This window comes from Chryseobacterium glaciei, assembly GCF_001648155.1.
GTDB lineage: Bacteria > Bacteroidota > Bacteroidia > Flavobacteriales > Weeksellaceae > Chryseobacterium > Chryseobacterium glaciei.
This window is the reverse complement of record NZ_CP015199.1, coordinates 2,371,678-2,384,002: the sequence shown is the minus strand read 5'-3', so window position 1 is coordinate 2,384,002 and position 12,325 is coordinate 2,371,678. Positions and strand designations below refer to the sequence as shown.

Genomic DNA, 12,325 nt, shown 5'->3' with positions numbered 1-12,325 from the left:
TTATTTTCACAAATGACACAAATTTATAATGTGCCATTGATCACTCTTTTTACTCCATTTTTAAAATGTAGAGTATTGAAGTTTATTAACATTCCAAGTTTACAATTGCTTAAACGAAGATAAGTAAGGATTTGTGCTAAATGTACATCATTCAAAGATTCAATTGATTTTATTTCTAAAACAAATTTGCTCTCAATTAATAAATCTAATCTATATCCTACATCCAACTTCACTTCGTTGTAGATCAAAGGCATTGGCTTTTGTTTTTCTACAAACAGACCATTCTTATTAAGCTCATAAAACATACATTCTTCGTATGCACTTTCTAAAAGTCCGGGACCTAAAATCTTATGAACTAAATAGCCTGCCTCATAGACAATTCGTGATATATCATTTTCTGAAATATCTGTTTTCATATTTTTTTCATCTTAAAAATAAACACAAATCATTTGTGGGAGTTTGTGTTTACTGGTTGTGTTTTTTATTTCTAAACACTAATGACGCTAATATTTTCACTAATAACACTAATTAATTTGTGAAAATTTGTGCCGCCATTTGCGTTATTTGTGTTTTAACTAGGTTCCTGAAATAATTTTTTCAATTCCACAGATTCCAACGGCTTCATTCTTCCTGAAAGAATTAATGACAATTCTTTTCTACGGAAAGCAGCGGCAAATCTTTCTTTTTCGTCCTCTGTTTCCGGAACCATTTCTGGAATTGGAATTGGACGATTGAACTCATCCACCGCAACGAAAGTGTAGATTCCTGCATTCGTATGCGTTTTCTTTTGACTGATAGGATCATCCAACCAAACATCAACATAAACCTCCATAGAAGTCGAAAATGCTCTTGAAACTTTAGATTCTAAAATCACAATTCCACCTTCCGGAATCGGGTGATTAAAAGAAACGTGATTCACAGAAGCGGTAACCACTCTTCTTTCGCAATGTCTTGCTGCAGAGATCGATGCACAACGATCCATCTTTGCCAATAATTCACCTCCAAAAAGGTTTCTTAGAGAATTGGTTTCATTGGGAAGAACAATGTTCGTCATGATTGTCAGAGATTCTGACGCTTTTTTTATTTTTGCCATTTAGCCTTAGTCTTGTTTGGGGTTGTGGGAACTTGAACAGCTTTTTCAACAGGTTTTACGATTGAATCTTTTTTCAAGGTTTTCAAAGAATCTGCAATTTTCATCTGTGTAGAATCTACTTTCACGGTATCTTTTACGTAGACAGACACTGTTGCATTGATTTTAATTGAATCTTTTTCGTGTTTAAAAGATTCGTTTCCAAAAAGAAGTTCCTGATTCGTAAAAGCCAGATAAGCGATCCCTAAAATTGGAATAACAATCAAAAAGATCCAAAGAAGCGATTTACTGAATTTGTAATCTTTCCCTGATTTTTCAGAAACAACTGCTTTATCTTTTGCTTTGATATCGGAAATTTTGATCTCTTCCAATCCGTAAAAATCAGGATGTCCGGATTCTATTCTTTTTCCTTTAAAATGAGTGTGTCCGTCTTCAATAAAGATCGTTCCGAGGTTCTGAATTTCTAATGTTTGTTCTGCCTGAAGTTTTTTCTTCCAAAAATCGGTCTGGATCTTTAAGTCACTTTTTGATGCTTCAAAAGACATTTGCTTTTGATCTGCAATAAAAGCGATCAATTCATCAGATTGAATTTCATGATCAGGACTAAAAGTGATCTGACTCGCAGGCGGAAGAATACTACCGTTTTCGGAGTTGATAATTGCTTTAGAATTCTCTAAAGAAAATACACCAAAGCTTGGAACTGTAACAGAACCAAATTGTTTCAGATATTCTAAAATGTAAGCTGAAATATTCATTTGATGGCAAATTTATAACTTTTCCATGACTTTTTAGATGATTTATTCACAATAAAAAAGACTGCCGAAACAGTCTTTACAATCTAATATTACTCGTTTGAATATCATTATTGAATTATTGAAAACAATTGTGATATATTTTTATGTATTTACTATTGAATTTTCCAGCTTATTCCGAACATAAAATTAGTTCCTGCCTGAGAAAAATAGTATGGTTCACCGTCATAAACCGCTCCATTATTCACATATTTTTTATTGAAAATATTATTTACCAATAATTTCAGCGCTACATCATTATTGGCTATTTTGAACTGATATTGAGCATTAAAATCCGTCAAAAGATAATCTTTCAACTGTAAATTTTTATCTTCCGTATTGTCTAAATATTGCTTTCCAACATATTGATTCATCAATGCAAACTGGAAGTTTTTATTTGGATTAAATTTCAACCCTAAATTAGCGATAACATCGGGTGAGAAAGAGATTTGTGTATTTCCAAGGTCTCTTACCAATGCTTCATTTTCTATTTTAAAATCCTGATTTCTGTTCTGGCTTAAACTTACATTTCCAGAAATTTCCCATTGTTTGGAAAGTTTCGCCAACGCTCCAATTTCAATTCCTCTTCTGTAACTTTCTCCTGAATTTGTTCTGATAAAAGCGCCGACATTATTCAATTCGCCATTTAAAACCAATTGATTAACGTAATACATATAATATAAGTTGGCTGTCACAGATAAAATTCCGAATTGTTTTTCTAATCCTGCTTCAAAATCGTGAAGTTTTTCTACTTTTACATTATTATCAGCAGTTAAATCATCTCTGTTCGGTTCACGTTGAGCGTGTGCGTAAGATAAAAAGACCTTTCCGTTTCCGATTCTATAATTCACTCCGGCCTTTGGATTGAAGAACAGCCAGTTTTTGGTTAAATTTCCTCCTTCACCATCGCCATCTTTAAGAATTTTGATGTCGTAATCTATATTTCTAAGCTGTAAATCTCCAAAGAATTCGAAATTATTCACTTTAAACAAAGCCTTTGCAAAACCTGAAACTTCGCTTTTTACAGAACGGTTTCTGTAATATTCGCTTTCGTTGATCTGAGGTAAAAATACACCCGTTACATTTCCGAAATGTCTTCCGTAATATTGATTGGCAACGGCTCCAAAGTTTAGATCTAAGTTTTCATACTTCCCGTACAACGTTGAAACGACTCCGTAAAAATCATTATTCAACCATTTTTTTCTGATAAAATCAGAATATTCTTCACCATTAAAATCCGGCAAGTTGTATCTCACAAAAGGATCGCCCTGCTTGTAATTTTCGTAATATCCTTTACCTTTTGTGTAGTGTAAAGTCGTTTCTAAATTCCAGTGATCATTAATTCCCTGTTCCCAAAGTAATTGATAATGGTTTTGTCTGTAATTATCTGTTTCGTTATCGTAAAAACCTACAATTTTCTCCCAATTTGCATCATAAATTGCTCCGGACGCATTGAATTTTGGATCTGTTTTCCAGGTTTTTCTGTCAATTCCATTCCAAGCCTGATACGTTTTTTCTTTACCCCCAAAAGCCATCAAACGAATCCTCGTTTTTCCTTCTTCAAAAAGCGCTGTGAAGTTGTATGAATGCAAATCAGACGAAGCTCTGTCGATATATCCGTCAGAATGAATATTCGTATATCTTCCCATCACAGAAAGTCGGTTTTTCCAGAATTTTCCTGAACCAACCTCAGCAGAATATTTGTACGTATTGAATGATCCGTAGCTGTCATCAGTTTTAAAATAAAACTTCTCTTCAGGATCTTTAGAAATCACATTGATGCTCGCTCCAAAAGCAGAAACTCCATTGTTAGAAGTTCCAACGCCTCTTTGAATGACAATTTGTGAAGCAGAACTCGTCAAATCCGGAACGTTGACGAAAAATGTTCCCTGACTTTCAGAATCGTTGAACGGAACGCCATTCATCATGACATTAATTCCTCTTCCGGCAACACCACGAATTCTAAAACCCGTGTAACCTACTCCATTTCCAGCATCGGAAGTCGAAATAATTGAGGTTTGATTTTTAAGTAACATCGGTAGATCCTGTCCAAGATTTTTACGTTCTAAATCTTTTTGAACATTGATGATCTCCTTAGCAACAGGAAGTCTTTTGGTAAAGTTGATAGCTTCAATTTCCTTTATTTTTAAGGAATCTGTATTTTGTGCTTGTATAAAAGCAAAAGAGCCAACGGTAAGCCCTAAAAAAAATAATCCTTTCATTCTATAAATTTTTAAAATTTAATGAATAAAAGGGGCGGATTATGATCGATAATGAGTAATTGGTAATAAGTAATGATTTGAGGATTACCCATTATCGATTACTTATTGCTCATTTTTAATTTCCCTAAACAGCATTATCCGTTCTAGGTTCATTGGGTATAATCTCAGCTTGTTACAGCACCCCTTTATTTCAGCCGCGAAATTACAAAAAATATACGAGATACGGATTTTAACTTTTTGAAACCAAATTTTGAAATGTAAAAAAGCTTCAAGCTTACTGCCTAAAGCCTTCAGCAATTAGTACGCTTTATTATGAGTATCGATATAATAATAATTTATGCTGTCTTTTGTGACATCAAACATTTTACCTAGTTTCCAACTGAAATTTCGCTTGATATTTGAATACTCAAAAGGAATAATGACTTTATTATTAACATCAATCACTCCGAATCTGTCGTTTTGTGAAGCAATAATCATCGGATCAGATACATCATCACCTTCCAAAATGTATAAATATTGATATTGAGGATAAATTTGATAATCTCGGTAATCCTCCGCATTTACAAATTTTGATTTTTCAATGATCCCATAAAAACCATTTAAAATATATGCCTGAAACAACTGTTGCTTATAACTTCCCAATTTGCATTGTCCGAGATCGGAATCTTTGAACTGATAGACTCTTTTCCCCGTATTATCAATTCTATATGAAATTAAATCTTTTTCAACCGTTGCGTACTCTTTCGTTCCAAATTTTCTGATTTTTTCGTTTGGAGAGTTTAAAAGATTACAATCTTCAGCAAAAAAAACAGCAATATGATATTCCGGCTGAATAATAAATTTTCCTTTTTGATTCACATAGCCAAAGTTCCCATCTTTTTTTTGTGGAATTAAAACAGGAATATCTTTATTAATTACAACCAGATTTGGATTAGATTTAGGTTTCGGAGATGCCTTTTTAACGACAGTCTTTGAAACACTTTTCACAGGAGTTTTCTTCACAGATTTCGTCTGCGAAAAAATGAAAATCGACATAAATACACCCAGAAAATTAACTACATTTTTCATATTCACCGTTTGCCTGCAAAAATACGACCAAAAATAGATATTATAAAACTCATATTTATAAAGAATCTAAATAATAGTATCTTCATAAAATAGTAAAAATTCGTAATTTTGGGAACATTTTTAATTGTTTGATAATTTTAAAACGTTTTTAAGATATAACTTTTGATGTTGATATGATCAAAAAATTTCAGAAACGTTACCCAAAGAGGGTTTTTGTGGCAAGACGAATTACAGATACACCACTTAGACTTTCAAAAAAGTCCTTTATACTCAAATTTGGCACTGAATATTATCTCACATTTTTAAAACAAAGATGTAGATTATGTTGATTTTACTCTAATCGGTATTATCTATCAAGAATGCAGTAGCGAAAGATAATATTAATTGTATTTTAGATAGACTAATAAAGAAGAAATAGCAGCAATACCAACTGTTTATAATCTACTTTAACAAAGAAAAGACTTCTATATGAATATTTATAAGGATTACATTAAAGAGATTGAAGAAAGAAAAGACCAAGGACTTCATCCAAAGCCAATTGATGGTGCTGAATTATTAAGCGAAATTATTTTGCAAATTAAAGATACAGCTAATGAATACAGGGCAGACTCTCTTAAATTTTTTATTTATAACACATTACCAGGAACGACAAGTGCGGCTGGTGCAAAGGCTAAATTTTTAAAGGAAATCATTCTAGGTGAATCAGTTGTAGAAGAAATATCTCCGGCTTACGCTTTTGAATTATTATCTCACATGAAGGGAGGCCCTTCAATCGAAGTATTGCTTGATCTTGCTTTAGGAAATGATATTTCTATTGCTAAAGAAGCTGCAAACGTTCTTAAAACTCAGGTTTACCTTTATGATGCGGATACAAACCGCCTAAAGGAAGCATTCAATAGCGGTAACGAAATTGCAAAAGACTTAATTGAAAGCTACGCAAAAGCTGAATTCTTCACGAAACTTCCGGAAGTTGTAGAAGAAGTAAAAGTTGTAACATTTATCGCTGGTGAAGGTGATATTTCTACAGATTTACTTTCTCCAGGTAATCAGGCACACTCAAGATCAGATCGTGAACTGCATGGTAAATGTATGATCACTCCTCAGGCGCAGGAAGAAATCAAAGCTTTACAGGCACAACATCCTGATGCAAGCGTAATGCTTATCGCTGAAAAAGGCACAATGGGTGTTGGTTCATCTCGTATGTCGGGAGTAAACAACGTAGCTCTTTGGACAGGTAAACAAGCAAGCCCATATATTCCATTTGTAAATATTGCTCCGATTGTTGGAGGTACAAACGGTATTTCTCCGATTTTCCTTACTACAGTTGATGTAACAGGAGGTATCGGAATCGACCTTCAAAACTGGGTGAAAAAATTAGACGAAAACGGAAATCCTGTTCGTAACGAGAATGGTGACATCGTTTTAGAAGAAGCTTATTCTGTTGCTACAGGAACAGTTTTAACAATCAATACTAAAGAAAAGAAATTATATAACGGAGATAAAGAATTGAAAGATATTTCAAAATCATTTACTCCTCAAAAATTAGAGTTCATCAAAGCTGGTGGTTCTTATGCCATCGTATTTGGTAAAAAACTACAAACATTTGCTGCAAAACTTTTAGGAATTGAAACTCCTCTTGTTTTTGCTCCTTCTAAAGAAATTTCTATCGAAGGACAAGGTCTTACTGCAGTTGAAAAAATCTTCAACAGAAATGCCGTTGGTGTTACTGAAGGTAAATTATTACACGCAGGTTCAGATGTTAGAGTTGAAGTAAATATTGTTGGTTCTCAGGATACGACAGGTTTGATGACCGCTCAGGAATTGGAATCTATGGCTGCAACTGTAATTTCTCCAATCGTTGACGGAGCTTATCAGTCAGGATGTCATACTGCTTCTGTTTGGGATAAAAAAGCTCAGACGAACATTCCTAAATTAATGAAATTCATGAACGATTTCGGAGTAATCACTGCACGTGACCCGAAAGGTGAATATCATTCAATGACAGACGTTATTCACAAAGTTCTTAACGATATTACGATTGACGAATGGGCAATCATCATCGGAGGTGACTCTCACACAAGAATGTCTAAAGGTGTTGCTTTCGGAGCTGACTCTGGAACAGTAGCTTTAGCTTTAGCAACAGGTGAAGCTTCTATGCCAATCCCTGAATCTGTGAAAGTAACTTTCAAAGGAGACATGAAGGAGCATATGGATTTCCGTGATGTAGTTCACGCAACTCAGGCTCAAATGTTGAAGCAATTTGATGGTGAGAACGTATTCCAAGGTAGAATTATCGAGGTTCACATCGGAACACTTCCTGCTGACCAAGCGTTCACATTTACAGACTGGACGGCAGAAATGAAAGCTAAAGCTTCAATCAATATCTCTGAAGACGATACTTTGATCGAATCATTGGAAATTGCTAAGAGCAGAATCCAAATCATGATCAACAAAGGAATGGATAACCACAACCAAGTTCTTCAAGGATTAATTAATAAAGCTAATAAAAGAATCGAGGAAATCAGATCAGGTGATAAACCTGCTTTAACTCCTGATGCTAACGCTAAATATTACGCTGAAGTTGTTGTAGATCTTGATCTAATCGTTGAACCAATGATTGCTGATCCGGATGTAAACAATGATGATGTTTCTAAGAGATATACTCACGATACTATCAGAGACCTTACGTATTACGGAGGTGAGAAAAAAGTTGATCTTGGTTTCGTAGGATCTTGTATGGTTCACAAAGGAGATTTAAAAATCGTTTCTCAAATGCTTAGAAACCTTGAAAAACAAAATGGTAAAGTAGAATTCCTAGCTCCATTGGTGGTGGCTGCTCCTACTTACAATATCATTGACGAATTAAAGGCTGAAGGTGACTGGGAATTTTTAGAAAAATATTCAGGTTTTGAATTTAACGACAACACTCCAAAAGGTGAAGCTCGTACACAGTATCAAAACATGATGTACCTTGAGCGTCCTGGATGTAACCTTTGTATGGGTAACCAGGAAAAGGCTGAAAAAGGAGATACTGTTTTAGCTACTTCTACTCGTCTTTTCCAAGGAAGAGTAGTTGAAGATTCTGAACGTAAAAAAGGAGAATCTTTATTGGCTTCAACTCCGGTTGTTGTACTTTCTGCGATCATGGGAAGAATTCCTAATATCGACGAGTATAAAACAGCTGTAGAAGGTATCGACCTTACAACTTTTGTACCTTCAATCAAAGAATTGACAAGTACAAACGCTCACTAATACAATTAAGCTATAGTCGAAAGACTGTTTTAACTTATATAAGAAAGATTTTAGTCCATTGGATTTAAAATCTTTCTTTTTTTATTTAGAACCTTTCCATTTAAGAGTCGTTAATATTATTTTAACCTATGTCAACGACTCAAAAATTATTTTTTCCTTAACTTGATAGGTATTAAAAATATTAATGATTCATCTTATTTATACCATTGTATAGATGGTAGGAACAGATTTTGATGAGTTTGTATTAGAGGAAATTTCCGATTTAATTTTAAATTAAAGTCCGGAAAAAATATTAGAAAAGAAAAAATTAAAACAGATATGACTTTCGACATTGACATGATCAAAAAAGTGTACGAGCGTTACCCAGAAAGAATTGCAGCAGCAAGACAAATCGTGGGAAAACCTCTTACCCTTTCAGAAAAAATCCTTTATACCCACTTATGGGAAGGTAATGCTACATCAGCACATGAAAGAGGAAACTCTTACGTAGATTTCGCACCGGATAGAGTTGCGATGCAGGATGCAACTGCGCAGATGGCACTTTTACAATTTATGCAGGCAGGAAAAGCTAAAGTGGCCGTTCCTTCAACTGCTCACGCCGATCACTTGATTCAGGCGAGAGTTGGTGCGCAGGCAGATTTACAGGAAGGTCTTAATAAGAATTCAGAAGTTTTCAATTTCTTGGGTTCTGTTTGTGATAAATATGGAATCGGTTTCTGGAAGCCGGGAGCCGGGATCATTCACCAGGTTGTTTTAGAAAATTACGCATTCCCAGGAGGTATGATGATCGGAACTGACTCTCACACGGTAAATGCAGGAGGTTTAGGAATGGTTGCCATCGGAGTTGGTGGTGCTGATGCAGTAGACGTAATGGCTGGAATGGCTTGGGAGCTTAAAATGCCTAAACTTATCGGGGTAAAATTAACCGGTAAAATGTCTGGCTGGACTTCTGCAAAAGATGTTATCTTAAAAGTAGCAGGAATCCTTACCGTAAAAGGAGGAACAGGATGTATCGTAGAATATTTCGGAGAAGGTGCTCAATCTTTATCTGCAACAGGAAAAGGTACCATCTGTAACATGGGTGCTGAAATTGGAGCTACTACTTCAACTTTCGGGTACGATGATTCTATGAGAAGATATTTGGCTTCTACAGGAAGACAAGATGTTGTAGACGCTGCTGACAAAGTTGCTGACCACTTAACAGGTGATGCTGAAGTGTATGCAAACCCTGAACAATATTTCGATCAGGTTATTGAAATCAACCTTTCTGAATTGGCACCACACTTAAATGGACCTTTTACTCCGGACTTAGCAACTCCAGTTTCTGAATTTAAAGCTAAAGCTGAAGCAAACGGATGGCCTATTGAAGTAGAATGGGCACTGATCGGTTCTTGTACCAACTCTTCTTATGAAGATCTTTCAAGAGCTGCTTCTATCGTTGAAGATGCAGTTGCAAAAGGTGTTAAGCCTAAAGCTATATTAGGAATCAACCCAGGATCTGAGCAAGTGAAATTCACGGCAGAAAGAGACGGTTTCTTAGATTCTTTCAGAAAATTTGAAAATGCAAGAATCTTTACGAATGCTTGTGGACCTTGTATCGGACAATGGGACAGAGAAGGTTCTGAAAAAGGAGAGAAAAATTCAATTATTCACTCTTTCAACAGAAACTTTGCGAAAAGAGCAGATGGTAACCCAAATACTCACGCATTCGTTGCTTCTCCTGAAATGGTAGCAGCTATTGCCATCTCTGGAAGATTAGACTTTAACCCAATTACAGATACATTAACCAATGAATCCGGAGAACAGATAAGATTAAACGAACCTCAAGGGTTTGAATTACCTGCAAAAGGTTTCGCTGTAGATGACAACGGATATCAAGCTCCTTCTGAGGACGGATCTTCTGTTGTTGTAAACGTTAGCCCAACTTCAGACAGACTTCAATTGTTAGAAGAATTCCCTGCTTGGGATGGAAAAAACATTGTAGGTGCTAAAGTTTTAATTAAAGCTTTCGGAAAATGTACAACCGACCACATTTCTATGGCTGGTCCATGGTTGAAATATAGAGGTCACTTAGATAACATCTCAAACAACATGTTGATTGGAGCTGTAAATGCTTACAATATGGATACTAACAACGTGAAAAATCTGTTAACAGGTGAACACGGTGAAGTTCCTGCTGTACAAAGAGCTTACAAAGTAGCAGGAATTCCTACGATTGTTGTTGGTGATCAAAACTATGGTGAAGGTTCTTCAAGAGAACACGCTGCAATGGAGCCGAGACATCTTGGAGTAAAAGCAGTATTGGTAAAATCATTCGCAAGAATCCATGAAACAAACCTTAAAAAACAAGGGATGTTGGGATTAACTTTCGCTAATGAAGCTGATTATGATAAAATTCAGGAAGATGACACGGTGAACTTCTTAGATTTAGATCAATTTGCTCCAGGAAAACAACTTTCTTTAGAGTTTGTACATGCAGACGGAACGAAAGACATCATTATGGCAAATCATACTTATAATGATCAACAAATTGATTGGTTTAAAGCAGGTTCTGCACTAAACTTAATTAAGAGACAGGAAAATTAATTCTTAGATTAATATATACTAAAAAGCAACTTCAAATTTGAAGTTGCTTTTTATATCATTTTGAAAGTAGCTTAAAAATTACGAACTAATAAATAATGTATAAAATGTGGAATAAATTTCACATCTACACGCATCCATATTCACAATTACTTAATTTCTGCATCAAATTGCTTCGTCCATTCTTTTACAAGTAAAGGAACACGAGTAACAACTTCTTTCCCAAAAATAACTTCTGTGACAAGCCCCATATGCAGCATATCACATATTCTACACAAATATGATTTTCCCATTCCCCACCATGTATTATGATCATCAATCATTAAACAATGATGTATTTTTTTTCCTAAATGTTCACGAACTTCTTTTAATTCATAACCATCAAGTTGAGTTTCATAAACTCCATCGGCAACACGACTTCCAAATGTGGTTGTATAATAATATTCTTTAATTTCCCATAGAGCAATTGGATTTATTACATTTGGAAATGATCCATCAACTCTACGCGACAAACTACGAATTGGAAAATTATCATGTGTAAAAGCAGATAATTCTTTTGGATCATAATTGCAATCATACCCTTTTGAGTTTGCCTCAATTAACATATTAATTATGGAAGTGAAATATGCTGGAGCTTGCTTCTCTCCTTTCTGTTTATTTAATGGTTCAGGGCAAGTAGGTTTTAACTCGGCTTTAAGTTTTGTATATAAGTCCCTAGCTTGGGCAAGATTTTGAAGATTTGGTTCAATATGATTCTTAAGAAACTCTGCTCGAAACTGAAAATATTCAATAAGTAAGCTACCAAATATAGTTACTTTATTTTTTGAAACAATTTTACTTGAATCTAATCCTAGTTTATGGTAAGTAGCTTCAATTTGTTCAATGGAAGGAACTTTAATAGTTCCTAATCCTTTATTTGTATATCCAATCTTTTGGCTAATGAGTTTTACATTTGCCCAAAATTCTTCCGACTGTTTTAAAAATTTACTTTCTGCCTGCATTTATTTTATTCTCAAATTCAGTTAAAAATTCTATTATATCTGATCTAAGGCACTTTAAAATTTCACGAAGTTCAATAAAATCAATTCTCCTTTCTCCACTTTCAATTTTGCTAATAAACGATTGGGGAACATTTAGTAAGTCAGCAAGATCTGATTGGCGTAATCCAGAAGAAGCTCGAAGTTGATATAACATTTCGAGCAGAACTTTATTTTCCTTACTATTAAGTGTCTTTTTCACAAACCCAAAATTATATCCTAAAAGAGTATATCCCAAAATAGGATAATAGCACAAATTTATTATCTTTGAAAAAATAATCT

General features: G+C 34.6%; 9 protein-coding genes. 2 read left to right on the top strand and 7 right to left on the bottom strand.

From position 1 onward, the window contains the following. Positions 1-23: 23 nt before the first annotated feature. The 5 genes from A0O34_RS10685 to A0O34_RS10665 all read right to left on the bottom strand — a co-directional run bounded on the left by A0O34_RS10685 (position 24) and on the right by A0O34_RS10665 (position 5,171). Positions 24-404 (bottom strand): GxxExxY protein, encoded by a 381-nt coding sequence (locus tag A0O34_RS10685; RefSeq protein ID WP_066759629.1) that lies wholly within the window; start codon positions 402-404, stop codon positions 24-26. A 167-nt stretch (positions 405-571) separates the two neighbouring features. Next, entirely contained in the window at positions 572-1,093 is a 522-nt protein-coding gene (locus A0O34_RS10680; RefSeq protein WP_066754471.1) for an acyl-CoA thioesterase, read from the bottom strand. Continuing rightward, positions 1,081-1,845, bottom strand: coding sequence for an HU domain-containing protein (locus A0O34_RS10675; RefSeq protein WP_066754469.1), 765 nt, complete (start codon positions 1,843-1,845; stop codon positions 1,081-1,083). Before A0O34_RS10675 ends, A0O34_RS10680 begins: the two co-directional genes overlap by 13 nt. Positions 1,846-1,997: 152 nt before the next feature. Next, entirely contained in the window at positions 1,998-4,103 is a 2,106-nt protein-coding gene (locus tag A0O34_RS10670) for a TonB-dependent receptor (protein ID WP_066754467.1), read from the bottom strand. Between the two features lie 297 nt (positions 4,104-4,400). Beyond that, on the bottom strand, positions 4,401-5,171 hold the full coding sequence (locus A0O34_RS10665; RefSeq protein ID WP_066754465.1) for a WG repeat-containing protein: 771 nt from the start codon (positions 5,169-5,171) through the stop codon (positions 4,401-4,403). Positions 5,172-5,639: 468 nt separating this feature from the next. On the opposite strand from A0O34_RS10665, the gene A0O34_RS10660 reads away from it, so the two are divergent. Beyond that, positions 5,640-8,423, top strand: coding sequence for a bifunctional aconitate hydratase 2/2-methylisocitrate dehydratase (locus A0O34_RS10660; RefSeq protein ID WP_066754463.1), 2,784 nt, complete (start codon positions 5,640-5,642; stop codon positions 8,421-8,423). A 318-nt stretch (positions 8,424-8,741) separates the two neighbouring features. After that, positions 8,742-11,009, top strand: coding sequence for an aconitate hydratase (locus A0O34_RS10655; RefSeq protein ID WP_066754461.1), 2,268 nt, complete (start codon positions 8,742-8,744; stop codon positions 11,007-11,009). A 146-nt stretch (positions 11,010-11,155) separates the two neighbouring features. Here the strand turns inward: A0O34_RS10655 and A0O34_RS10650 are convergent, their stop codons facing one another. Together A0O34_RS10650 and A0O34_RS10645 are read right to left on the bottom strand one after the other, a co-directional pair. Then, complete coding sequence (locus A0O34_RS10650; RefSeq protein WP_185097279.1) at positions 11,156-12,007, bottom strand: DUF7687 domain-containing protein; 852 nt, start codon at positions 12,005-12,007, stop codon at positions 11,156-11,158. Then, positions 11,991-12,245: a helix-turn-helix domain-containing protein gene (locus A0O34_RS10645; RefSeq protein ID WP_066759624.1), complete on the bottom strand. Its 255-nt coding sequence runs from the start codon at positions 12,243-12,245 to the stop codon at positions 11,991-11,993. Before A0O34_RS10645 ends, A0O34_RS10650 begins: the two co-directional genes overlap by 17 nt. Positions 12,246-12,325: the final 80 nt, after the last annotated feature.

Bases quoted from the DNA above. Each gene is read 5' to 3' on its own strand.
- A0O34_RS10680 (WP_066754471.1), bottom strand. From the start codon at position 1,093: ATGGCAAAAATAAAAAAAGCGTCAGAATCTCTGACAATCATGACGAAC.
- A0O34_RS10675 (WP_066754469.1), bottom strand. From the start codon at position 1,845: ATGAATATTTCAGCTTACATTTTAGAATATCTGAAACAATTTGGTTCT.
- A0O34_RS10670 (WP_066754467.1), bottom strand. From the start codon at position 4,103: ATGAAAGGATTATTTTTTTTAGGGCTTACCGTTGGCTCTTTTGCTTTT.
- A0O34_RS10665 (WP_066754465.1), bottom strand. From the start codon at position 5,171: ATGAAAAATGTAGTTAATTTTCTGGGTGTATTTATGTCGATTTTCATT.
- A0O34_RS10660 (WP_066754463.1), top strand. From the start codon at position 5,640: ATGAATATTTATAAGGATTACATTAAAGAGATTGAAGAAAGAAAAGAC.
- A0O34_RS10655 (WP_066754461.1), top strand. From the start codon at position 8,742: ATGACTTTCGACATTGACATGATCAAAAAAGTGTACGAGCGTTACCCA.
- A0O34_RS10650 (WP_185097279.1), bottom strand. From the start codon at position 12,007: ATGCAGGCAGAAAGTAAATTTTTAAAACAGTCGGAAGAATTTTGGGCA.